The sequence below is a fragment of the Sorangium sp. So ce406 genome, assembly GCF_051474675.1.
Classification (GTDB): Bacteria; Myxococcota_A; Polyangia; order Polyangiales; family Polyangiaceae; genus Sorangium; species Sorangium cellulosum_G.
On sequence record NZ_CP150340.1, the window covers coordinates 3,369,736 to 3,391,555 of the forward strand.

22 protein-coding genes and 1 tRNA gene are annotated in these 21,820 nt (G+C 73.6%); 10 read left to right on the forward strand and 13 right to left on the reverse strand.

Features of this window, described 5'->3' with window-relative positions:
• Positions 1–2 precede the first annotated feature (2 nt).
• The gene (locus tag WME96_RS12635; protein WP_437290388.1) at positions 3–1,559 is read left to right on the forward strand and encodes a hypothetical protein; all 1,557 of its coding nucleotides are present in this window, start codon (positions 3–5) and stop codon (positions 1,557–1,559) included.
• Positions 1,560–1,569: 10 nt separating this feature from the next.
• Here the strand turns inward: WME96_RS12635 and cyaY are convergent, their stop codons facing one another.
• The 10 genes from cyaY to WME96_RS12685 form a co-directional block, all read right to left on the reverse strand.
• Positions 1,570–1,908 (reverse strand): iron donor protein CyaY, encoded by a 339-nt coding sequence (gene cyaY, locus WME96_RS12640; RefSeq protein ID WP_437290389.1) that lies wholly within the window; start codon positions 1,906–1,908, stop codon positions 1,570–1,572.
• A gap of 120 nt (positions 1,909–2,028) precedes the next feature.
• Positions 2,029–2,328, reverse strand: coding sequence for a hypothetical protein (locus WME96_RS12645; protein ID WP_437290390.1), 300 nt, complete (start codon positions 2,326–2,328; stop codon positions 2,029–2,031).
• A gap of 64 nt (positions 2,329–2,392) precedes the next feature.
• Positions 2,393–2,466 (reverse strand) — tRNA-Arg (locus tag WME96_RS12650).
• Between the two features lie 132 nt (positions 2,467–2,598).
• Positions 2,599–3,339, reverse strand: coding sequence for a polyprenyl diphosphate synthase (gene uppS / locus WME96_RS12655; RefSeq protein ID WP_437290391.1), 741 nt, complete (start codon positions 3,337–3,339; stop codon positions 2,599–2,601).
• Positions 3,340–3,618: 279 nt separating this feature from the next.
• Positions 3,619–4,995, reverse strand: coding sequence for a histidine kinase dimerization/phospho-acceptor domain-containing protein (locus tag WME96_RS12660; RefSeq protein ID WP_437290392.1), 1,377 nt, complete (start codon positions 4,993–4,995; stop codon positions 3,619–3,621).
• Between the two features lie 3 nt (positions 4,996–4,998).
• Entirely contained in the window at positions 4,999–5,700 is a 702-nt protein-coding gene (locus tag WME96_RS12665) for a winged helix-turn-helix domain-containing protein (protein WP_433935718.1), read from the reverse strand.
• 163 nt (positions 5,701–5,863) lie between these two features.
• Positions 5,864–6,442 (reverse strand): hypothetical protein, encoded by a 579-nt coding sequence (locus WME96_RS12670; protein ID WP_437290393.1) that lies wholly within the window; start codon positions 6,440–6,442, stop codon positions 5,864–5,866.
• Between the two features lie 11 nt (positions 6,443–6,453).
• Positions 6,454–7,716, reverse strand: a complete 1,263-nt coding sequence (locus WME96_RS12675; RefSeq protein WP_437290394.1) for a hypothetical protein — start codon at positions 7,714–7,716, stop codon at positions 6,454–6,456.
• Positions 7,713–8,921 (reverse strand): hypothetical protein, encoded by a 1,209-nt coding sequence (locus WME96_RS12680; RefSeq protein ID WP_437290395.1) that lies wholly within the window; start codon positions 8,919–8,921, stop codon positions 7,713–7,715. The genes WME96_RS12675 and WME96_RS12680 overlap by 4 nt, the downstream gene beginning before the upstream one ends.
• Positions 8,922–9,054: 133 nt before the next feature.
• On the reverse strand, positions 9,055–9,858 hold the full coding sequence (locus WME96_RS12685; RefSeq protein WP_437290396.1) for a tetratricopeptide repeat protein: 804 nt from the start codon (positions 9,856–9,858) through the stop codon (positions 9,055–9,057).
• Positions 9,859–10,235: 377 nt separating this feature from the next.
• Between WME96_RS12685 and WME96_RS12690 the strand changes: the two genes are divergently transcribed.
• The 7 genes from WME96_RS12690 to WME96_RS12720 all read left to right on the forward strand — a co-directional run bounded on the left by WME96_RS12690 (position 10,236) and on the right by WME96_RS12720 (position 17,142).
• On the forward strand, positions 10,236–11,681 hold the full coding sequence (locus WME96_RS12690) for a sigma-54-dependent transcriptional regulator (protein WP_061617219.1): 1,446 nt from the start codon (positions 10,236–10,238) through the stop codon (positions 11,679–11,681).
• 4 nt (positions 11,682–11,685) lie between these two features.
• Positions 11,686–12,978 carry a formylglycine-generating enzyme family protein gene (locus WME96_RS12695; protein ID WP_437290397.1) on the forward strand — a complete coding sequence of 431 codons (1,293 nt, stop codon included), beginning with the start codon at positions 11,686–11,688 and terminating at the stop codon, positions 12,976–12,978.
• A gap of 209 nt (positions 12,979–13,187) precedes the next feature.
• On the forward strand, positions 13,188–13,928 hold the full coding sequence (locus tag WME96_RS12700) for a hypothetical protein (protein WP_437290398.1): 741 nt from the start codon (positions 13,188–13,190) through the stop codon (positions 13,926–13,928).
• Positions 13,925–15,226, forward strand: coding sequence for an ABC transporter ATP-binding protein (locus WME96_RS12705; RefSeq protein WP_437290399.1), 1,302 nt, complete (start codon positions 13,925–13,927; stop codon positions 15,224–15,226). Before WME96_RS12700 ends, WME96_RS12705 begins: the two co-directional genes overlap by 4 nt.
• Complete coding sequence (locus tag WME96_RS12710) at positions 15,216–15,980, forward strand: hypothetical protein (RefSeq protein WP_437290400.1); 765 nt, start codon at positions 15,216–15,218, stop codon at positions 15,978–15,980. The genes WME96_RS12705 and WME96_RS12710 overlap by 11 nt, the downstream gene beginning before the upstream one ends.
• A gap of 120 nt (positions 15,981–16,100) precedes the next feature.
• On the forward strand, positions 16,101–16,514 hold the full coding sequence (locus WME96_RS12715) for a hypothetical protein (RefSeq protein WP_437290401.1): 414 nt from the start codon (positions 16,101–16,103) through the stop codon (positions 16,512–16,514).
• An 85-nt stretch (positions 16,515–16,599) separates the two neighbouring features.
• The gene (locus WME96_RS12720; RefSeq protein WP_437290402.1) at positions 16,600–17,142 is read left to right on the forward strand and encodes a hypothetical protein; all 543 of its coding nucleotides are present in this window, start codon (positions 16,600–16,602) and stop codon (positions 17,140–17,142) included.
• Here the strand turns inward: WME96_RS12720 and WME96_RS12725 are convergent.
• From WME96_RS12725 to smpB, 3 genes are all read right to left on the reverse strand, one after another.
• A complete protein-coding gene (locus WME96_RS12725) occupies positions 17,120–18,574 on the reverse strand; it encodes a DUF362 domain-containing protein (protein ID WP_437290403.1) in 1,455 nt (484 codons plus the stop codon). The genes WME96_RS12720 and WME96_RS12725 overlap by 23 nt on opposite strands.
• Positions 18,575–18,720: 146 nt before the next feature.
• Positions 18,721–19,020, reverse strand: coding sequence for a hypothetical protein (locus tag WME96_RS12730; protein WP_437290404.1), 300 nt, complete (start codon positions 19,018–19,020; stop codon positions 18,721–18,723).
• Positions 19,017–19,568, reverse strand: coding sequence for an SsrA-binding protein SmpB (gene smpB / locus WME96_RS12735; protein WP_433935731.1), 552 nt, complete (start codon positions 19,566–19,568; stop codon positions 19,017–19,019). The genes WME96_RS12730 and smpB overlap by 4 nt, the downstream gene beginning before the upstream one ends.
• Before the next feature lie 231 nt (positions 19,569–19,799).
• On the opposite strand from smpB, the gene WME96_RS12740 reads away from it, so the two are divergent.
• Together WME96_RS12740 and WME96_RS12745 are read left to right on the forward strand one after the other, a co-directional pair.
• The gene (locus WME96_RS12740; RefSeq protein ID WP_437290405.1) at positions 19,800–20,117 is read left to right on the forward strand and encodes a hypothetical protein; all 318 of its coding nucleotides are present in this window, start codon (positions 19,800–19,802) and stop codon (positions 20,115–20,117) included.
• Positions 20,118–20,130: 13 nt separating this feature from the next.
• Entirely contained in the window at positions 20,131–21,624 is a 1,494-nt protein-coding gene (locus WME96_RS12745) for a collagen-like protein (RefSeq protein WP_437290406.1), read from the forward strand.
• The last annotated feature ends 196 nt before the right edge of the window (positions 21,625–21,820 follow it).

Genomic DNA, 21,820 nt, shown 5'->3' on the forward strand with positions numbered 1-21,820 from the left:
CCGTGCTTTTCGCTCATTCGGCGCTCGCCGCGCCGGGCGACAAGGAGGCGAACCAGGGCATCAATGCGGCCAAGGGCGGCTTCTGCAAGCGGGCGATCCCGCTCCTCGAGTCCGCCGAGAGCCAGCGGCATCGCCCGAGCTCTGCGGTCCCGCTCGCTGACTGTTACGCGAAGCAAGGCGAGCTGCTGAAGGCGAGCGAGATCTACCACACCGTCGCAAGCGAGAAGAAGGAGCCCGGGTACAGCGCGCGAGATGTCGCCGCCATCACATCTGCAAAGAAGAAGGCGGCTCAGATCGACGCGCGCATTCCGACGCTCGTGGTGAAGCCGGTCGAGCCCTACGAGGGGCTCGTGGTCGAGATCAACGGGGAGGCGATCGGCGATCCATCGACGCCGCAACGGTTCGATCCGGGCGTGCAGCTGGTCGTCGTCGCCAGGGCCGAGGGCCACGAGGAGAGCTCGCAGAAGATCACGCTGAAGGAGAAGCAGCGGCGCGAGATCAAGCTGCGCCTGAAGCCGAAGCCGGTGGCGACGAAGCCGCCGGAGAAGAAGCCGCCGCCGAAGCCGGTGGCGACGAAGCCGCCGGAGAAGAAGCCGCCGCCGAAGCCGGTGGCGACGAAGCCGCCGGAGAAGAAGCCGCCGCCGAAGCCGGTGGCGACGAAGCCGCCGGAGAAGAAGCCGCCGCCGAAGCCGGTGGCGACGAAGCCGCCGGAGAAGAAGCCGCCGCCGAAGCCGGTGGCGACGAAGCCGCCGGAGAAACCGGCCGAGGGCAAGCCAGGCGCGGGCGAGGTGGCGGAGCGCCCCGTGGAGATGCCCGAGCCGACGCCCCCTCCGCGGCGCAGGCAGCGCGACGTGTGGCTCGGCGCCGGCTTCCAGGGCTTCTTCATCCCCCAGATCGCGTTCCAGCTCCTCGGGGAAGGAGGTCGGAACGTCCTCGTTCCCGGCGGAGACATCGCGCTCTCCACGAGGCTCGGAGGGCGGTTCGACCTCGTCTTCTCGGTCGCGTACGCGCGCTTCCAGATGCCAGAGACGCCCTTCAAGCCGAAGGGACACCCGGACACCGATTACGAGATCGTCGAGAGCGATCTCCAGGCGCTCCAGGCGGGCGCCCGCCTGGTCTGGAACATCCCGCTCGATCGTGACGAGGTGTTCGCCTTCCGCCTCGGCGCGGGCATCGGCGTGGGCTGGACGTTCCTCGGCGACCTCTACCGGACCCAGGCGTACCCGGCCGACGCCGTCCCTGGCGACCCGAGCTCCTTCGTGCCGGGGGACCCGTACCGCTACAAGAAGTGCCGCGGGCCGAACGACCCGGCGGGGAGCTTCCGGTACTGCAACCAGCTCGACTACGACGCAGACCACTACCCCGGCTACGTCGAGCCGAGCTGGTTCACCCGCCCCAGCGGCAAGCCGCAGGGCCTGAAGCCGGTCGTCTACCCGTGGCTCTTGCTGCCCGAGATCGGCCTCGCGCTCCGCCCGTGGGATCGCGTCGCCTTCGACCTCAGGGTCGGCGCCTCCGTGACGGGCCTGCTCGGAGGGCTCGGCATGCGCGTCGCCCTCTGACCGCAGCGGCTCAGCGCTCGAGCTTCACGGCGCGGCCGAGCTTCCGGGACAGCACGGCATCGACCGTGCTCCAGAGCTCCTCGCCGGTCCGCTGCGCCACCCAGCGGCCCTCGGAGGGCTGGTAGTCGAAGTGCCACGCCGCGCGCTCGGCAGCCATCCAGATCTGCCGCGCCGCGCGGTGGCTGTTGACGACGTACTTGATGCCGTCCTCGAACTCCAGCGTGAGGATGCCGCTCTGCAGATCGGCCTCCACGCCGTCGGGGATCTCGTTGATCGCCTGATCCAGCGCGCGCAACGACCGATCGGCCACGGCGTCGAACTCTCGCTCCGACAGGGGCTCTCCGCTCATGCCGATCCGCTTACACCGGCGCGCGCGCAGGCGGTATGGGGAAGCGCCCGCGCCCGTGCGCGCGCGATCCGAGCGCGGAGGGACGGAGGCGCAGCGCGCGGGGCGTCGATCCGCCCGCCGTCAGTAGCCCGGCCAGGGGTCGGCCGGCTTCGGCGGCGCCGGGGCCAGCCGCTTGAAGCACATCACGCCGGCGTCGAGCGCCACGAGCTCCCAGCCGCCCTCGCCTCGAGCCTTCGCGACCGCGCGCGCCTCCTCGATGCCGTGCGTCTGCTCGCAGTCCTGCTCCCACCGCGGCGCCGGCGCGCCCGGCGCGCCCGGCGCGGGCGGGGCGATCCCCTGCGCGCGCACCCGCCCTGTCGCGAGCGCGCAGGCCGCGCCCAGCACCAGACCGCCCAGCACGAGCACGACCTTGTTGTTCATGCGCCAGGGACATGGTGGTCCGCGGCAGGCGGCACCGTCAAGCGACGCTCCGAGGACGTTTCGGCACGCCCGGCAGGATTCGAACCTGCGACCCGCGGCTTAGAAGGCCGCTGCTCTATCCAGCTGAGCTACGGGCGCTTGGGACGACAAGCGCATCTCTCGTACTGCATCGCGGCCCCGGAATCGAGCGTTACGCGCGCGGCACGGCGCGCGTGACGAGGGCCGCGGGCGTGGGGCGCGCGCGAGAGCGCCGCACCCCGCCGTCTCCGTTCAGGTCGACGCCGCGAGGCGCCGGACCTGCTCACCGGTCCGGCCGTACCGCCGCTGTCGCCGGCTGTAGGTCGCGACCGCCTCGTCGAAGGTCGACTCGGTGAAGTCGGGCCAGAGCGTGTCCGTGAAGAACAGCTCCGCGTACGCGGCCTCGAAGAGCAGGAAGTCGCTGAGGCGCTTCTCGCCGCCGGTGCGGATGATGAGATCCGGATCCGGCATCGCGCTGGTGGTCAGGAAGTTCCGCAGCGAGTGCTCGTTGATCTCCTCCGGGATGACCAGCCCGGCCCGCGCGCGGACGGCGAGCGCGCGCATCGCGTTCGCCATGTCGCGGCGGCCGCCGTAGCTGAGCGCGAGCGCCAGGGTCATCTCGGTGCCCCCCGCCGTGTCCTCGACGAGCTTCTCCATCGCGCGCCGCGTCGGGGTCGGGATCTCCTCGAGATCGCCGACCACCTGCACCGCGATGCCGCGCCGGATCAGCTCGTCGTGCTCCCCCTCGGCGAACTCCTGGCAGATGCGCATCAGCGCGTCGATCTCGTCCTTGGGCCGCGACCAGTTCGCGACGCTGAACGCGTAGAGCGTGAGGTACGGGATGCCGCGATCGCGGCAGGCGCGCACCGAGAGGCGCACGGCCTGCGCGCCGTGCTGGTGCCCCTGCATGCGGGGCAGGCCCCGAGCCGCTGCCCAGCGGCCATTGCCATCGAGGATGATCGCGACGTGCTTCGGGAGATTGCTGGACGTCATGGGCTTTCCTGGGTGGGGACGACGCACTGTGCGCCGAGGATGGGCGCGGTAGGGGGGACGACGGTGATGCGATTGTGGAGGTTCTGTGGAGGATGGCGCGGGAGAGCTCAAGGGAATCGGCGCGTGACGCGCCGCGCGCGACGCAGATCGCCTCGCCCGACCGCCAGCCGCGCCTTCGCAACCACCGATCGTGCGCGGTGTCAAACGGAGGAAACCATCCGGAAACCAGGATGAGCGCGGGGGAGGTGTGGGAAGGCGGGGGAGCTCAGGGGTGCCGGCTCAGGCTCCCGGCAGCGAGATCTTGAACTCGACCTCGGGCGGCCCGCGGTGGGTGCACTCGGCCGAGCCGCTGTGGGCCTCGGCGATCGCCTTGACGATCGCGAGGCCGAGGCCGGTGCCGCCCCGGTCGGCGCGGGTCGTCACGAACCGGCGAAACAGGCGGCCCGCGACGTGCCGCCCGATCTCGCCGCGGTTGCGGATCGAGATCGCGACCTGTCCGCCCACGCGGGACAGCGCGATCCGGATCGGGGCGGCCGCGTCGCCGTGCGTGCGCGCGTTGTCGAGCAGGTTGTCGAGCGCGCGCGACAGCCACTGCTCGTCGCCGCGCACGGCCGCCGAGCCCGGCGCGTCGAGCTCGACGCGGCTGCCGCGCTCGCGCGCCCGCGCCGCGGCGCTCTGCGCGATCGCGACGAGGTCGACCACCGCGGCGTGCTCCACGCCGCGCGCCTCGAGGCGCGCGAGCGACAGGAGCTCGCCGAGGAGCGCCTCGATGCGCGTGATCGCCTCGCGGATGCGCGCGACGAAGCGGGCCGCCTCCTCGGGGTCGTCGAGCGCCCCCTCGGCGAGCACCTCGGCGCTGGCGCGGATCGCGGCGACCGGGTTCTTGAGCTCGTGCGAGAGATCCGCGGCGAACGTCTCGACGAAGGGGCGGCCCTCGAGCTGGCGGCGCATCGAGTCGATCGCGCGCGTCAGCCGCTGGACCTCGCGGCCCTGCGCCGGCGGCGGCGCCGCGCGGACCTCCCCCTCGCTCACGCGCACCGCGAACTCGGTGAGCGCCTCGATCGGCGTCGCGATGGTGCGGCCGATCAGGAACGACGAGAGCGCCGCGGCGGCGCCGAGCACCGTGCTGATCACGAGGATCGGCGGGGCGAAGTCGGCGACCATGCGCTGCACCACGATGGTCGGCTTGACGACCTGCACGCTCCCGACGCGCCGGCCGCGGACCTCGATGGGCGCGGTCACGAAGACCGTCCCGGGCTCGCCCGGCGAGGCGCCGCGCGCCCGGAGCACGCGGCCCTCCGGGTCGAGCAGGGCGATGCTCTGGGCGGCGGGGCCCTCTGCCTCGCCGTCGAGCGCGCGCACCGCCGCGAGGTCGACGCCGCGGACCTCCATCTCCATCGCGGCGACGGCGGCGAACGCGGCGGCCTCGTCGCGCGCGCTGCCCTCGGCGAGCAGCGTCGCGCGCGCCTCGATGCGATCGATGACGAGCAGCCCGAGCCCGAACGCGAACGCGCCGACGATGCCGCCGAGCGCGATGAAGATCTGCATCCGGATGCTCATGCCGGCCGTCCGCGCGCGGACGAGGCGCGAGGCGAACAGCGCGACGAGCAGGATGATCGAGACCGCCGCCGCCGCGGTGACGACGAGGCGCAGCATGGGTCAGTCTCCGCCTTCCCTGGGGCCCGGCCTGTCCGTGACGCGGTAGCCGACGCCGCGCACCGTCTCGATGAGGTCGGCGTCGCCGCCGGCCTCGACCACCTTCTTCCGGAGCCCCTTCACGTGCGAGTCGATGGTCCGGTCGGTGATCGCGAACCCGTCGCCCCAGACCCGGTCGATGAGCTGCGCGCGCGTGAAGACCCGGCCCGGCGCGGCGAGCATGCAGGCGAGGAGATCGAACTCGACGCGGGTGAGATCGACCTTCTGGCCGTTGACGTGCGCGCGCCGCGTGGCCTCGTCGACCGCGAGCGGCAGCGGCGCGGGGGCGTCGCTGGTCAGCGCGGGCCGCGCGGCGCGGCGCAGGACGGCCCGGACGCGCGCCACGATCTCCCGGGGCGAGAACGGCTTGGTGACGTAGTCGTCGGCGCCGGTCTCGAGCGCGGCGACGCGGTCGGCCTCGCTGTCGCGGCTCGACAGGACGATGATCGCGGCGCGCGCCGCGCTCCGCCGCACCTGGCCGATGAGGTCGAAGCCGCTGCCGTCGGGGAGCATCAGGTCGAGGATGATGAGGTCCGCCTTGTCGATCTCCCGCTCCGCGGTCGCGAGCGTGGTGGCGACGGTGGCCGCGAACCCGTCGCGCCGCAGGAAGTAGGCGATGGACTCGGCGATCGCCGGCTCATCCTCGACGACCAGAACCTTGGCCATGGTCGGGGAGCCTAGAACGGCGCGGCGGACGCGTCGACAGGGCAGGCCGGCGGGGGCGGCCGGCGCGCCGCGCGTTGCGCCGCGTCATGTCACGTCAGCGTGCGTGGTCGCGTCGGTTCGCGTCGGTTCGCGTCGGTTCACGCCGGTTCAGGTGATCACGCGCTCACGTGATCGCCGCGTTGACGATCTCGCGCACCACGCCGAGCAGCCTCTCGTAGTGCTCCGGGACGGGCCGCAGGCCGGCGCAGTGGACCACGAGCCCGCCGCGCCGGAGCTCGAGGTGGCCCTGGAAGCCGCGGCGGGCGAGGAGCTTGCGCAGGCGCGGATGGAACGCCGCGGCGGCGTCGCTCTGGGAGGCGGCGAAGGTCGTCACGTGCGCGTCCCAGAGCGCGTCTCCGAGCGCGACCCTGGGCGGGGGAGGGCTCTCGATGAACGCGACCCGCGTGAGGAAGTGCTCGCCCACGCGCATCGCGGCGCGGCGCGGGAGCGCCGGGTGCGTCGCGAAGCCGAGCAGCGACCGCTCGATCGGCTCGGCCTCGCCGTCGGCGTACCAGGGCTCGGCGATCACCGCGTGCCCGGGGTTCGCCGTCCACGTGCACGCGGAGAGGTAGGCGGAGGGCGGCGCGATCGTGTCGTACGGCTCCCAGCGGCGGAACCAGGCCTCGTCGGGGCGCGGCGTGAACGCAAGGCCTCGCCGGGCAGCCCACGCGGCGATGCGCTCGGATCCGGGCGGGAGTGGCATGGTCGGCGAGGTTAGTCGGCGCGGCGACGCCCCGGAAGCCTCCGCCGCCAGGCCGCGGCGAGCGCGCCGGCGCCGAGCGCGAGCCAGGACGCCGCGCCGGCCGCGGCGCCGCTCCCGGGCGCGTCGCAGGTGCAACGGCCGTAGACGCCCACCGTCGTCGAGGTGGCCTCGTCGTCGTTGCCTTCGTGACCCGGGTTGGCTCCAGCGCCTCCTTGTCCCGCGGTGACGGCCCCGCTTCCCGCGTCGCCGTTCGTTCCGCCAGCTCCGCCCTCGCCGCCGGTTCCGCCAGCTCCGCCGGTTCCGCCAGCAACGCCGGCTCCGCCCTCGCCGCCGCTTCCACCTGCATCGCCGGCTCCGCCTGCGCCGCCGCCGCCCGTCTCGCCGCCCTCGTCAGCGCAGCGCGTGACGTGGAGCGGCCGCGTGCGCGTGCAGTCCGTCGGCGAAGCGCAGCGCGGATCCGGGAGCGCGCTCGGGCTCCTGTCGCCGCCGATCTCTCCCAGGGCAGGGTACGCGACCTCGGTCCGCTCCCAGCGCTCCCCGGTGTGCTCCATCCGGCCGAGCACCCGCTCCTGGTACGGAGCGGCGCCGCCGATCGCCGGATCGTAGACGCCGCGGCCCGCGTCGTGGTTCGGGTTGTTCGGGTTGTTGACGTACGACAGGCCGTTGTAGGCCCACAGGGCGCTGTACCAGTGCTCGATGACCGACGGCTGCCGGTCGCCGACGCAGCGTGTGGCCTTCCACTTCATGGCGAGGATGTGCGCGCCGGTGGCCGCGTTGTACGCCGGATCGGCGGCCACGCGGCGCGGATCGAAGTCCGGGCTGTCGCCGTTGCGCATGCCGCTCGTGATCTGCGAGGCGCCGTAGCCGCAATCGAACGAGATGATCGTCCGCGAGCTCACGCCTGCCTGGTCCATCGGTCGGTCCGGCGCGCAGAACTGCTGCCATCCCGACTCCTGCATGCCGATCGCCTTCAGCAGCTCGCAGGGGAAGGTGGCGGGGACCTCGCGCGGCGCCTCGGACACGTCGCAGCCCTGGCGAAGGTCGAAGGGCGCGGGCCCGGCCTCCCCCCAGGCCGCGGGGCCCCGCGAGACGCGATCGAAGATGGCGTTCCACTCCGCGATCGAGGGGTTGGTCCCCGGCACCGCGTCGATCGCGCAGCCGCGATCGTTGTAGGCGCTCGACGCTGTGTAGCAGGGGCAGTACGCCGCGCGGGCGGTCGGCGCGAGCAGCACGGCTGCGCCGATCGTCGCGGCGCCCAGGAGGCAGCGGCTCATCGCGGCTCCTCCTTCGCGGTGGTGAAGCCGGCGACGGCGATGCGCGCGCCGGACGGCGCGGGGATCGCGGCGACCTCGCCGCTCTCCGCGTGGATCGCGAACGGCACGGGGAACGCGGACGGGTTCGTGTGCAGCGCGGCCACCCACGCTGCGTCCGGCGAGACGGCCTGCACGGCGTCGACGCCAGCGCCGAGCGGGCCGCGGAGCGCGGCGCGGGCGCCGACCAGGAGGAGCCCGGTCCTGCGATCCGGCGTGTACGCGAGCCCGCCGCCCGGCCAGGCGTGCGGGGCGAGGCCGTTACTCGCGCTCGTCTCGATCCGGGTGCGCTTGCCGGTCTTCAGATCGAGCCGGTCGATGACCCACGTACCCGGGTCGACCTCGTGCCGCCCCTGGTACACGAGCGCGCCCGCCGCCGCGTCGATGGAAAAATCGCGTGCGAATGGCGGGATCGACGGGGCGACCACGCGCGTCGCGCCGGTGTCGGGGTTCACGAGGACGATGTCGGCCGAGCCCGGCGCGACGCGGTAGACGACGAGCTCGTCGTCCCACGCCCCGGCGAGGAAGGCGAGGTAGCCCGTGTGCCTGTGCACGGCGCGGGTCGCGCCGGTGGCGAGATCGACCTCGTCGATCGTCAGCGCGTCGACCCGCAGCCGCGCGAGGTCGCCGTCGGGCGGCGGCTCCGGTCCGGCGACGCCGCGCGAGACGAAGACGCGCCCGTCGGCGGTGACCAGCGGGCGGCTCGCGTGCACCACGCCGTCGCAGAGCGCGACGGGCGCCGCGTGCGGCTCGAGCCGGAAGAGGCTCGCGTTGAACGAGCGATCGCGGGAGGGGCTCGTGTCGGCGGTCGCGAGGACGATCGGCGTCCGCGGCACGACGCGGGCGCGGACGACCGCATCGCTCAGGTGCCGGAGCGTGGCGAGCGCGGGCCCGGCCTTGGCCCCGCCGAGGGAGGCGATGTGGAGCGTGGTCAGGGCTGCCCCCGGGTAGGTCGCGAGGATCGCCACCCTCGTGGAGGCGGCGCTCGAGTTGGGCGCCGCGACGGCCGCGGGCACGAGGAGCCGGCCGACCCGCGCGATCGCCGGGGCAGGGCTCTCGCCGGCGTCGGCGAGCACCGCCGTCGCGGCGATCGCGAGCGCGCCGGGGATCGCAACTCTGTTCAGACAGGACCGTGTCAGGAGAAAGCGGGCGGAGGAGCTGAGACGCACGGTGGAAGAGTAAACGATGCGCCGGCGGGCGCCCCCTTGCTTGCATGCGGCGCCAGCGCGCCCCGGCAGGCCGGGATGGCAGCTCACGTTGCGCCCGCGCCGCGCCGGCAGCGGGTCACCAGCTCGCCTGCCGTCAGAAGCGGCCGGACACGCCGACGCCGGCCGTGCCCGGCCCGGCGACCGGGGTCACCCGGAGCTTGGCGGCGGGCGCGAGCAGGCCGGAGGGCGTCCGGGGCTGGTTGAACCCGAACTCCCAGATGAGGCCACCGGCGATGCCCGCTGCGCCCAGCCCGAGGAGCACGCCGCCGACGGTCGCCTGCGTGCGGCCCTGGTTGCCCTGGTCGGCCACGTCCGGCTCGCAGTTGATCCGCTTCGGACAGCTCTCCTCGGCGGCGCTGATGTCCGCGAAGCCGCTCGAAGTGAGGATGCCGCCGACGAGCAGCGTGACCACGCCGGCGCCCGTGGCGATCCACGGCGCGTAGCCGTGCGGGGGCTGCGGCGGAGGCGCCTCCACGGTGTTGCTCGGGACCGCCGAGGCGGTGGGGACCGGCGGGGGCAGCACGGGCGCCGACGCGGACTCGCTCGCTGTGGGCGTCGGCGTTGGCCGGATGGAGTTCTTGAGGTTCTGGATCTTGTCCCGGAACGTCTGCGCGTCGCTCGCGTCCGGCGTGCGGGCCAGGTACGTCTCGAGCGCAGTGACCGCCTCGGCGCGGTCGCCCTTCTTCTCATAGGCGTTGGCGATGTTGATGAGCACGCCGTGCGCCGTGCAGTCGAGCTGGTAGGCGTCCTTCCAGTACTGGATGGCGCGGTCGTAGTCAGCCCGCTCGTAGAACTGCGTCGCCGCCTTGTGCGCGCCCTTGGCGCCTTCGAGGTCGGCCGGCGTCGCCGTCCTGTTGCACTCGGGGTACTCGATGGCCGGATCTCCTGCTAGGGCCAACCCCGCAGCGAGGAACATCCCCGCGCCGAGACCGACCAGCCAAGTCCGAAGCACACGCATCCGAGCCGCCCTCCACGAGAAGTGGGCGCAGCATACTGATCCGTCTCGCCGGCAGCGAGAAAAAGGAATCAGGGCGGACTTCGAGGCAATGCGATCGCCCTGCCGGCCCGGCGGGCCGAGCGGGCGACCCGGGCGACCGCCGGGGAAGCCCGCCGCCGTACAGCGCGTCGGCGCGGCGTCACGGCGCGCCGACGTCGCGCTCGGCGGCGCTGGCGCGGCGTCACGGCGCGGCCGACGTCGCGCTCGGGGCGCTGGCGCGGCCGCACGGGCGGTCCCGACGCTTGCCAGGCGGCCGGTTCTGCTAGTCTCGCCCGGTGATGCTCCCCGAAAAGAAGCAGATCCTCGTCGTGGATGACGAGGCGAACCTCCGGCGGGTCCTCAGCGCCCAGCTCGGCCGGGATGGCTATGAGGTCCACACCGCCGAGGATGGCGAGGAAGGCCTCGCGTTCCTGAAGGAGCACCACATCGACCTGGTGATCACCGATCTCCGCATGCCCAAGGTCGACGGCATGGATCTGCTCCGCGCCGCGCTCCGAGACGACCCCTCGCGGCCGGTCGTGCTCCTCACGGCCCACGGGACGGTCGACAACGCCGTCGAGGCGCTCAAGACGGGCGCGTTCGACTACATCACGAAGCCGTTCGATCAGAACGAGGTCCGCGTCGTCGTGAAGAAGGCCCTCCGCACCCGCGATCTCGCGAGCGCGGACGCCACGCGCGACGTCTCCGCGGCGCAGCCCCGCGGCGGCTCCGACCGGTTCGGCATCATCGGCGAGAGCCCGCCCATCCAGGAGCTCTACGCGATCCTCGAGCGGGTCGCCGACACGCCGACGACGGTGCTCATCAGCGGCGAGAGCGGCACCGGCAAGGAGCTCGTCGCGCGGGCGTTGCACGAGAACTCCAGCCGGCGCGACCGGCCGTTCATCAAGGTCAACTGCGCGGCCATCCCGAAGGATCTCATGGAGTCCGAGCTCTTCGGCTACGAGCGCGGCGCCTTCACCGGCGCGGTCGCGTCCAAGCCGGGGCGCTTCGAGCTCGCCTCCGGCGGGACGCTCTTCCTCGACGAGATCGGCGAGATCCCGACCGAGATGCAGGTGAAGCTCCTGCGCGTGCTCCAGGAGAGCGAGTTCGAGCGGGTCGGCGGCATCAAGACCATCCACGTCGACGTCCGCCTCGTCGCCGCCACGAACCGCGATCTGAAGCGGGAGATCGCGGCGGGCACCTTCCGGGAGGACCTCTTCTACCGCCTCAACGTCGTCCCGATCGCGCTCCCCGCGCTGCGCGAGCGGAGGAGCGACATCCCCCACCTCTGCGCCCACTTCGTCGCGAAGTTCAACGCGCGCCTGAAGAAGAGCATCGAGGGCATCGAGCCCGAGGCGCTCGAGCGCCTGTCGTCGCACGGCTGGCCGGGGAACATCCGCGAGCTCGAGAACGTCGTCGAGCGCGCGCTGCTCTTCGCCGACGGCTCGCGCATCCGCCTCGACGATCTGCCGGAGGAGATCCGCAGCGGCCCCAGCTCGTCGACCGGCGCGTCGCTGCCGCTCGTGGCCGCGACGGCGGACCCTGCCCTCGCCCCGTCGACGCCCGACGGGCTCAAGGAGCAGGTCAAGGCGGCGATGAGCAAGCTCGAGCGCGACCTCATCGAGCGCGCCCTCAAGCAGACGCACGGCAACGTCACGCACGCCGCGCGGCTCCTCAAGATCTCGCGCAAGGGTCTCCAGCTCAAGATGAAGGAGCTGAACCTGCGCGAGCGCGACCCCGAGTGAGCTCGTGGTCCCTGGAGAGCACCGCTCCGGCCGCACGCCGAGGGGGAAGGCCCTCGCCGCCGCCGTGTCGCTCGCAGGGCTCCTCGCCGCCTCTCTCGGCTGCGATCGCGGCGGCCCGTCGCCGAGCACGGACGCCGATCTCGACGCCGCGCCGCCCTGGGACGTGGGCCTGAACGAGCCGGAGCCGCGCCCGGGCATGGCATGGATCCCGAAGGGCGTGCTCATCGCGGGCACGCCGCCGGATCGGCTGCCGCGCATCGCCGACGAGGAGATGGCGGGCGCGCAGGTCGTGATGCACGGCTTCTACATCGACCTTTACTCGTACCCCAACGAGGTCGGCGCGATCCCGACCACGAACGTCGCGCAGGACGAGGCGCGCGCGCTCTGCGAGGCGCAGGGCAAGCGCCTCTGCACGGAGCTCGAGATCGAGCGGGCCTGCAAGGGGCCGGCGAACACCACGTACGAGTACGGCGACACGTACAAGGCCTCGGCGTGCGCTACCGGGCAGAGCCGGGTGCTGACGCCCAACGGGGTGAACGCCGGGTGCGTGAGCGGGTTCGGCGTGCACGATCTCCACGGCGGCGTGTGGACCTGGACCTCGAGCCAGTGGCTGCGGGACAGCAGCAAGCCGGGGCTCGTCACGCTGCGCGGGGGCAACGGGCCGACGGGCGATCTCGTGGGGCGCTGCGCCCACGGGCGCGGCGTCAAGCCCGATACGCGCCGCCCCGAGGTCGGCGTGCGCTGCTGCGCCGGGGAGGTGAACAGCTTCGAGGTGGTGCTCGAGGTGACGCGCGATCGTCCGCTCCGGCTGGAGTCGCTCGTCGACGCCCGCGTCGCGGCGCAGCTCTCGCTGCTCGCGCCGGAGGAGGTGCGCGCCGCGGCCGGGCCCGTGCCGGCCGAGGACGCGTTCAAGGTCGAGCGCACGTGGACCTGGCACCCCCGCGGCAACGAGGAGCTCGTGCTCGGCGGCGGCTGCGCGCGCCCGGGCGGCGCGAAGACGGAGGCGCGCGGGCGCGGCAAGCGCGCGAAGCGCGCGCGCCCCGGCGACGGAACGACGTGCGGGCTCATCATCGCCCGGATGCGCTTCAGCGCGCCGATGCTGCTCGCCTTCGTCCCGTCCGACCTCTGGGAGCCGACGATCGGGGAGACGGACTCCCCGCGCGAGCTCCTGCTCTACGGCGGCGACGCGCTGGGCGCCTTCCGTCGCCGCGTCACGTACGAGTGGGGGAAGATCGGCGTCGCCGACAAGGAGCGCAAGCGCAAGCACAAGGGCCGTCGCGGGCTCTCGTACGACTAGTCGCCCGGCGTCGCGGCGAGCGCCGAGGCCGCCGGCTCCGGGGCCGCGGAGGGGGTGGCGCCGGGCCGCGGCGGCAACCACATTCCGGGGGCGCGCTCGACCATGGCACATTGGCCTTGCGCCCGCGCGCCTGGAAGGGCAGCGCTAGCGGCGCGCTCCGTCGCTGCTCAGCTCGCGCGCTCCCTGCGCACCGTCCATACGCCTCCCCGATGACCCGCCCGCACGATCCCGAACCGCGCGATGCGCCGATCAGGCGCCCGGACGACCTCGGGCGGCGGGGCGCGGCGGTCCGGAAGGCGCTGCGCGCCGCGGTCGCGCTGGGCTGCGCGCGGCTCCGCGGCGCGCGCGGCGGGCGGCTCGGCCTCGCCATGGCCGCGCTGATCTCGCTGGGGTACGGCGCCATGGCGCTCGTGCTCCGGCTGGACGACGGGACGACGTCGCTGGAGGGGCTGCTCGGGTCCGCGGCGCGCGGGCTCGCGTGGGTGGCCGCTGGCCCCATCGCCCTCGCCGCGGCGCATGATCGGCCCGCGGCAGACCGCCGCGACGGCATCGAGGCGCTCGCCGCCGCGCGCGGGATCTCGCGGGAGTCGCTCCACGGCGCGCGCAGCCTCGCCGCGATGCTGGAGGTGGCGCGGGTCGTCGCGCTCCCGCTGGCCGCGCTCTCGGCGCTCGCGGCGCTGCTCTCCGGCTCCGCGCTGCTCGCCTTGCAGCACCTCGCCTTCGGCGCGGCGCTCGCCCTCTTCGGCGTCGTCTCCGGCGTGACGCTCGGCGGCCTCGCCGCGGCGAGCGGCCGCGTCGCCGGGCCGCGGGGGCGCGCCCTGTTCCTCTCGCTGATCTTCATCCCCTGGGCGCTCGCCGACCTCGCCGGCGACGCGCGGTGGTCGATCCCGGGCGCGCTCGGCGCGTTCCTCTCGTTCGCGGCCCGCTCGGCGGGGGGCCCGGTCGGATGAGCCCCGGCGCGCCCATCGTGGTGCTCGAGGGCGTGCGCGCGCGCGACAGCGCCGGCGAGGCGGGGCGCCCCCGCGGGAGCCTCTTCGGCGTGACGGCGGCGCTCGGCCCGGGCGTGCACGCCGTCCTCGGCGCGCCGGAGGACGGGACGCTGGCGCTCTCCGAGCTGCTCGCGGGGCGCGCCGCGCCCCTCGCGGGCCGCGTCCTCATCGCGGGCCGCGACCCGTTCCGGAGCGCGGCCACGCGGGCGCGGATCGGCGTGCTCTCGGTCGCCCCGGAGCTGCCCGACGGTGTCTCGGTGGCGTCCTCCATGTCCGTGGCGCTCCGCGCCCGCGGCGCGCCCCCGAGCAGCGCCGCGGCGTTGCTCGATCCGCTCGGCGTCGCGTCGCTCCTCGCCCGCCGTACGGCTTCGTTGAGCTTCGCCGAGGCCCGGTCCGTCGAGCTGTCGCTCGCCCTGGGCGTGCCGCAGCCGCTGCTGCTCTGCCTCTTCGAGCCGTTCGCCGACGTCGCCGTGCCGTCGCCGGAGCTGGTCCGCGAGCGCCTCCGCGCGCTCTCCGACGGCGGCGCCTGTGTCGTGCTGATCACGTCCTCGACCGTCGACGCGAGGGCCCTCGCCGAGCGCATCCACGTGCTCGATCGCGGCGTCATCGCCCGGACCGAGCCCGGCGACGGCGAGCGCCTCGCCGGCGCCCCGACCCCGGCCGCGCCGGGCGCAGGGAGGCCCGAGGTCGAGCTCCACGTGCTCCTCCACGAGCGGGGGCCCGACGCGCCCGGCGCCCGCGCGCTCGCCGCGGCGCTCGCGGCCTCTCCCGCCGTGCGCGCGGGATCGTGGGAGCAGGGGCCGGCGGGCGCATCGTCGACGTTGCGGATCCGGGCCGCGGACAGGGAGGCGGCGGCGCTCGCGATCCTGGATGCAGCCGCGCGGGAGGACGTCACGCTCGCCGCGATCTCGTCGGCGGCGCCGTCGATGCACGACGTGAGGGCGGCGACCGCGCTGCACCTGGCCGCCGTGCGCCCGCGCCGGCCGTTCGGCGCGCCCGTCGGCGACGCCGCGCCGCCGCCCGGCACCGCGCCTCCGCCCGGCGCGCCGCCCCAGGATCCGGTCGCCGTGGCGGCGTTCGGCGCGGCGGCGCCGCCCGGTCCGGCGCCGCCTGCCCCACCGCCCTCGGGCCCGTCGCCCGCCGGCCCGCTGCCATCGCCCCTCGGCGGCGACGCTTCCGGCGGACCGCCCGCGGCCGATCCATCGCCGACCGACGGTGCGGCGCACGTCGCGGAGACAGGACCCCACGATGCTCGGTGAGAGCGCTCCGAGCGCTGCAGTCCAGCCGCTGGTTCCCGCCGGTGGGCGCCCCGAGCGGAGCGCGACCGCGCTCCTGGCCGTCCGGCTCGGTGTGGAGCTGGCGCTGAGCCGCCTCTTCGCGCGGCGCCCGCTGCTGGCGCTCGGGCTCGGCGTCGCGCTCGCGGCCGCCGCCGCGGTGATCGAGGTCGCGTTCGGCTCCTCCGGGGCCGTGGATCGGGCGCTGCTCGCGACGTTCCGCCTCGTCACGCCGCTCACGATCTTCGCCCTCGCCGCCGACGCGGCCGATCGGACCGCGCTGCGCGAGGCGGCCTGGCCGGCGGCTCGCTTCGGTGCCTCGTCCCATCACGTCGCGCTGGGCATCGCCCTTGCCGCGCTCCTGTCGTCCGCGGTGGTGGGCGCGTTGCTCGCCGTCGTCGTCGTCTCGCTCGCCCACGGCCCCGGCGCTGCGCCATGGGTCCGAGACGTGCTCATCAGTGGGTGGATCGGCGCGCTCACCGGCGCCGCCTACGCCGGATGGTTCTCGCTCGGCGCCACCTTTCTGCGGCGCGGCCGCGGCCGCTTCGTGCCGCTCGTGGCCGACTTCCTGCTCGGGGGCTCGGCCGGGGTGGCGGGCGCGCTCTTGCCGCGGGGTAACGCGATGAACCTCCTCGGCGGGCCCTCGCCGCTCGGGCTCGAGCAATCCGTGAGCGCTGGCCTGCTCGCGCTCAGCGCGCTCCTTCTGGCGCTCGCCGCCGCGGCTCGGTGCAGGGAGTAGCGCTGCGTGCCGGGGCGGCGGAGGGCGCTCGGCCCAGCGCTGCCGCGACCGGCCGCCTGACCTCCTCCGCGATGCCGCAAGGGGATGCCTTCATCGGCGCGTTCACGTACTCTCCGAGGAATGACTCACGGCGACGACGAGGCCACCAAGGCGGTCAACACGCCTCGTTCGGTCCTGCTCGTCGGTTCGGCGGAGGAGCTGGCGGTCCGGTGCAGGGGGATGTGCCTGCGGGCCCGCGTCATGCTCATCGTCGAGAGCGATCTCGCGGCGCTGACGAACACGGCCGTGGAGCGAAAGCCGCTCGCGCTGCTGTTCCCCGACGACATCTACGCCTTCGACAGCGCGGAGTTCGACGCGCTGGCGCGCGACATCCAGGCTGCGGTGGTCACCCTGGAGCCGGGCATCACCGACGAGGTCATCGAGGCGCGGCTCGCCGAGGCGCTGCTCCGCGCCGAGCTGCTCCGGCAGCCCGAGCCCACATCGAGCCGCTACGTGCTCGTCCCCGACGGACCGCGTCGCTCCAAGCGCCGCTGACGGCGCTCTCTCCGGTCTCCCGCATGCCTCCGGTCTCGCAGTTGACTCCGGCCTTCCGCCTCCTGGCGACAAGGAGCTTCGTCCCTTGAACGAGCTGCACCTCGACCCCGCCGCGTCCAGCCTGACGATCCGCACCCGCGCCGTCGGGATGCTCGCGCGCCTGGCGCACGACCTCGAGATCTCCGCGTCCGAGCTGCGCGGCCGGGCGCGGCTCGACGGCGACGCCTGGACGGCCGAGCTCTCGATCCCCGCGGCCGGGCTCCGCGTGGCGGGGGTCCTGCGCGGCGACCGCCTCGACCCGGACGCGCTCTCGGACGGAGATCGTCGCGACATCGAGCGGCGCATCCGGGAAGAGGTGCTCCGGGGCACCGCGGTCGTGGAGGTCCGCGCCTCCGGGATCGCGCGGGATCGCGCCGAGGTGCGCGTCCAGATCGCCTCGGGGAGCGCCGCGCTGGCGACCCGCCTCTCCGCGAGCGATCGCGGAGAGGGTGCCGTCGGGGTGGCGGGGGGCTGTCAGCTCTCGATGGCCGCGCTCGGCGTGCGCGAGGTCAAGGGGCCGCTCGGCGCGTTCAAGGTGCGCGACGAGCTCGAGATCCTCTTCGAGCTCACTCTGCGGCCGGCGGGCTAGGCGGCTCGGACGGGAGCTCGGGGGCGGCCGCGCCGCGCGAGCACGCCCCGTGGACCTGGTAGGGCTTGCCGGAGAGCCGCTTCGCGAGCGAGGCCCCGCGCCAGGCGACGTATGCCTTGTTGAACTCGAGCAGCTGATCGGCGGCGAAGTACGGGTTCTTCGTCTTGCCCAGCGTGACCAGCGTGAGCACCTGCTCCGCCACGCTCACGGGGCAGCCCTCGAGCCGGATGACGGTCTCGTTGCGGGCCATCGCGAGCTTGGTCGTCACCTTCACCATCTTCGCGAGGACGTCATCGTGCTTCGCGGTGTACGGATCCCGCGCGCTCCGCTCGCGGTACAGGCTGTCGATGCTGATGAGCTGATCGCCGATCTTGCCCTTGTACGTCGCGCAGTCGCCGATGAAGACGACCTTCTCGCCCGGCTTCGCGTCGATGGGCCCCTCGTAGGCGCCGAACACGACGTGCATCCGCGGCATCTTCGCGTCGCACTCCTTGTCGTACTCGCGCAGGATCTCGATCGCCTCCTCGATCGCCCCCGGGCAGCCGCCCCAGCAGTAGTCGGTGTGCTCGGGCTCGGGCGGCGACCCCGCGTAGGCCGTGATGTTGGTGCCCTCGAAGTACTTCTCGACGCGGACGAGGCCCACCTTGAACCCCTTCGCCTTCTGCTGCGCTTCCTCGAGCGTCACGTCTCCCGTGATCTCGATCTCGCCGAGGTCCATCGGTCCGAACCCGCGCTCCGAGGCCAGGCGGATGTGCTCGACGCTCCGCGGATCGACGCCGATGATCCGACAGCAGACCGCGTCGAACGCGACCTGGTTGTTCCCCATGATGATGAGGCCCAGGTCGAACGGCGACGGCGTGAGCATCCGGCCCTCGCCCGCGGTGATGGCGTCGATCGCGATGAACTGCGGCTGCACGATGTACTGGAGGTCGGCGACCTTCTCGTTCAGCCGGTGATCGTGATCGATGAGGCGGTGACGATCGTCCTGGATACCGATGTAGTTCTTCATCGAGAAGGTCACGGTCGTCCAGGGATGCGACTTGAACTTGGGGCAGTTCACGAAGAAGTCGGCCTTCGCGACGGGCTCCGGCGTGAACACGTAGTCGCGCAGCCGGCCCTCGTGCGTGAGCGGGATCTCGACCTGCTGCTCTTCCTCGAAGTGGTAGTGCTTGACCCCGGTCCGGCGGAACATGGGGTAGTAGCCGGCGCCCTCGTACGTCATGCGGGTCGGGAGCGTGATGCCGCACCGCTCCCCCACGGCGAGCTCGGTCACGCGTCCGTCGTCGCGATCCTTGAGCGCGCCGATCACCCCCTCGATGAACTCGGGCCGCGTATACGCGTGCGGGAAGTGCGCGCCGGAGGCGACGACGTTCGGCTTGATCAGCGTCCGGCCGTGCGGGCGGAGCGACAGCTCCTCGAGGCCGCTGCGCACGATGTCGCGGATCCGCGCCACATCATACGTCGAGCAGCGCCGCAGAATTACACGAGGGCGCGACGTAATTTTCATGGAAACCAGCGTAAATGTCGCCGTGGGTCACCGCAACATCCGCTGCTCCGCAAGCCGCGCCGCGGCGTGGATCAGCTCGGACGCTCGTCGGCGACGAGCCGTGCGAGCTCGGCGCGGACATCACGCGTTGCGTCGATGAGCCGGCCTTCCAGCTCATAGATGCGCTCGGCCGGCGTCGGAGCGTCCGGCGCGTGGGGGGCGAGCAGGCGACAGCGGGCCACCTTCACCCGGATCGCCGTCCCGGTCGAGAGCGAGCCCTCCACGCGCGCGCCGGGGGCCGAGGAAGCGGTCGAGCGGAGCCGCACGCGGTCGCCGTCGATCTCGATGAGCTCGGCCTCGCCGCCCTTGGACCAGGTGAGGTGCGGCGTCATTCCGGCCTCCGCGGGCGGGCGCGGTTCTCGCTGCGCGCCGCGCGGGGCGGGGCGCCGCGCCCACCTCCGCCGCGGGCTCGCTCGATGGCCGCGCGCGCTTCACGCGCGGCGTCCTTCTCCTTCAGGCTCTCGCGCTTGTCGACGGTCTTCTTCCCCTTGGCGAGGGCGATCTCCACCTTCACGCGGCCGTTCTTGAAGTACAGGCGGGTCGCGATCACCGTCATGCCCTCGCGCTCCACGCCCTTGCGGATCGCCTCGATCTCGCTCTCGTGGAGCAGCAGCTTGCGCGCGCGCTTCGGCTCGTGCCCGAACGCCGCCTGGGGCATCACGGGGATGTTGACCCCTTTCAGGAACACCTCGCCGTTCTCGATGGCGCACCAGCTGTCCGTCAGCTCGGCCGCGCCGTCGCGGAGCATCTTCACCTCGCTGCCGAGCAGGACCAGCCCCGCCTCGTACCGGTCCTCGAGCGTGTAGTCGAAGGTCGCGCGCTTGTTGCGCACGATGAGCTTCTCTCCCTCTCGTTCCTTCTCTTTGTCAGCGCGGCTCACGCGGCCGCATAGCGCGCGCGCCGCCGCCTGTCCACCGTCTCACCGCGCGCCCGCCGGGCCGGCGGAGCGCGCCGCTCCCGCGGGGCGCGGCGGCGCTGCCGCGCGGCGGCGGGGTCGTCGCTTGACGCCGATCGCCGTCGCTCGTCCAATGCATCTTGAGCACGACTCGCCGTCGGGCCGGAGGACTCAGTGAACCGCGGATTGCGCTTTTCCGCCTGGCTCGGAGCGGTGGTGATCGCTGCGTTGACCCCTGCGTGTAGCTGCGCCGCCGACCCGGGGATGGTGGGTCCTCCGATCGCGAGTGGCGATGGGGCCGGCGGCGATGGCGGCCACGACGCGGCCGCGGGCTCGGGCAGCGGCGGCGAGGGGCAGGGTGGGGGCGCGCCCATCGGGGCGAGCGAGACGGTGACCGCCGGCGAGGTCGCGAAGAGCGCGCGCTACCGGATGGTGTTCACGCTCGGCCAGCCGGCGCAGAACCAGGAGACGACGACATCACCCCGATATCGGATGCAGGGCGGGCTCATCGGGGCCAACGGGAGCTCGCCATGAAGGGGACCAGGCGATGAGGGCATCGGCGATCGCGCGGTACATGACGGCTTACGCCCTGGCGGCGGGCGCGATCGCGGGCGCGGGGACCGCGGCCGCGGCGGTGCCGTCGACCATCACCCACCAGGGCCGGCTCTACGACGCGGAGGGCGCGCCCATCAACGAGACGATCGAGGTCGTCTTCGCCCTCTACGACGAACGCGATGCGTCGACGCCTCTCTGGAGCGAGGCTCATGCGATCACGTTCGAGGACGGCTTCTTCTCGGTGCGCCTCGGCTCGATCGTCCCGTTCCAGGGCGCGATCTTCGACGGCGCCGAGCGTTACCTCGGCATCACGGTCGGCGACGACGTCGAGCTGAAGCCGCGCGCGACGGTCGCGAGCGTGCCGTATGCGCTCCTCGCCGGCAACGTGAGCGGCGACATCACGCCGAGCTCGGTCACGGTGAACACCTCGAACGGCAGCACGGTGCTGATCGACCAGAGCGGGGTCGCGGTGAACGGCACCCTGGTGATCGACGAGAACGGGCAGTGGGTCGGCTCGCCGACGGGGCTTCAGGGGCCGGAGGGGCCTGCGGGGCCGGCCGGTCCGGAAGGCCCCACCGGAGCGACAGGGCCGGCAGGGCCGCCAGGCCAGGCGGGGCCGACGGGGCCGGCGGGCGCCGCCGGAGCGACAGGGCCGAGGGGCCCTGAAGGACCGGAGGGGCCGGCGGGGCCAGCGGGATCCCTCGGGCCCGCCGGGCCGGTGGGGCCGACCGGACCCATGGGGCCGGCAGGTCCGGTCGGACCGAGGGGTCCGGAAGGCCCGACCGGGCCCGCGGGTGCCGCGGGGCCCAGGGGGCCAGAAGGCCCGATGGGACCCGAGGGCCAGATCGGCCCGGTGGGGCCGAGGGGGTCGGAAGGCCCGATCGGCCCGATGGGGCCAGAAGGTCCGGTCGGTCCGATGGGGCCAGAAGGTCTGATGGGCCCGGAGGGGCCTCCTGGGCTGGACGGCGCGGTCGGCCCCGCGGGCCCCACTGGGCCGCAGGGCGCGCAGGGGCCCCGCGGTGCGACCGGCCCCGCCGGTCCGGCCGGGCCACAAGGCGTCGTGCTGTCGTTGATGGTCCACGGGATCGGCCCGAACGACACGCTGCCGGCCGGGATGCCTGTCGCTTTCTTCGGGCCCACGGCCTCGGTCGAGATCTCGTCGACGAGCCAGGCGATCTACGCGACCGCCCATCGATACCTGGGAGCGGAGACCCTCCCGGCGGACAACCTCAACCTGTACATGTGCTACCAGCGGTACCGCTCAGGACCGTCCGGCCCGGTCCTCGAGGACGTGCGCGTGGCCGGACTCGGCATGACGGGAGGTCGCGTCCCGGCGCGCACGCGCGTGTCCTTCGGGCTCAGCGCCGTGATCACCGGCCTCACCGCGGGCACCTACAACATCGGGATGTGCGGCCAGACCTTCAGCGCGAACTGGGTCAGCAACGACTACGGCTACCTCTCGCTCCTCCTCGTCAACGGCGCCTAGCCGCTCTCGTCCGCCAGGCCCTCGCGATCCACGTCGTTCAAGTGCTCGCTGACCGCACTGTTCCAATCGAACCGGACAGACACGAGCGCACGCGCCTTGCTCGCGCGCGGTGAGCGCACGGACTCGGCACGACACGCGATAATTTCGCGCCCAAGAACGCAAGGCCGCAGCGCGCGTGCGCCGGTGCGCCGCCCAC

Coding starts and splice junctions, on each gene's coding strand:
- WME96_RS12710 (WP_437290400.1), top strand. CDS start 15,216: ATGCTCGGTGAGAGCGCTCCGAGCGCTGCAGTCCAGCCGCTGGTTCCC.
- WME96_RS12715 (WP_437290401.1), top strand. CDS start 16,101: ATGACTCACGGCGACGACGAGGCCACCAAGGCGGTCAACACGCCTCGT.
- WME96_RS12700 (WP_437290398.1), top strand. CDS start 13,188: ATGACCCGCCCGCACGATCCCGAACCGCGCGATGCGCCGATCAGGCGC.
- WME96_RS12690 (WP_061617219.1), top strand. CDS start 10,236: ATGCTCCCCGAAAAGAAGCAGATCCTCGTCGTGGATGACGAGGCGAAC.
- WME96_RS12730 (WP_437290404.1), bottom strand. CDS start 19,020: ATGACGCCGCACCTCACCTGGTCCAAGGGCGGCGAGGCCGAGCTCATC.
- cyaY (WP_437290389.1), bottom strand. CDS start 1,908: ATGAGCGGAGAGCCCCTGTCGGAGCGAGAGTTCGACGCCGTGGCCGAT.
- WME96_RS12660 (WP_437290392.1), bottom strand. CDS start 4,995: ATGCTGCGCCTCGTCGTCACCGCGGCGGCGGCGGTCTCGATCATCCTG.
- WME96_RS12645 (WP_437290390.1), bottom strand. CDS start 2,328: ATGAACAACAAGGTCGTGCTCGTGCTGGGCGGTCTGGTGCTGGGCGCG.
- uppS (WP_437290391.1), bottom strand. CDS start 3,339: ATGACGTCCAGCAATCTCCCGAAGCACGTCGCGATCATCCTCGATGGC.
- WME96_RS12665 (WP_433935718.1), bottom strand. CDS start 5,700: ATGGCCAAGGTTCTGGTCGTCGAGGATGAGCCGGCGATCGCCGAGTCC.
- WME96_RS12705 (WP_437290399.1), top strand. CDS start 13,925: ATGAGCCCCGGCGCGCCCATCGTGGTGCTCGAGGGCGTGCGCGCGCGC.
- WME96_RS12675 (WP_437290394.1), bottom strand. CDS start 7,716: ATGAGCCGCTGCCTCCTGGGCGCCGCGACGATCGGCGCAGCCGTGCTG.
- WME96_RS12670 (WP_437290393.1), bottom strand. CDS start 6,442: ATGCCACTCCCGCCCGGATCCGAGCGCATCGCCGCGTGGGCTGCCCGG.
- WME96_RS12745 (WP_437290406.1), top strand. CDS start 20,131: ATGAGGGCATCGGCGATCGCGCGGTACATGACGGCTTACGCCCTGGCG.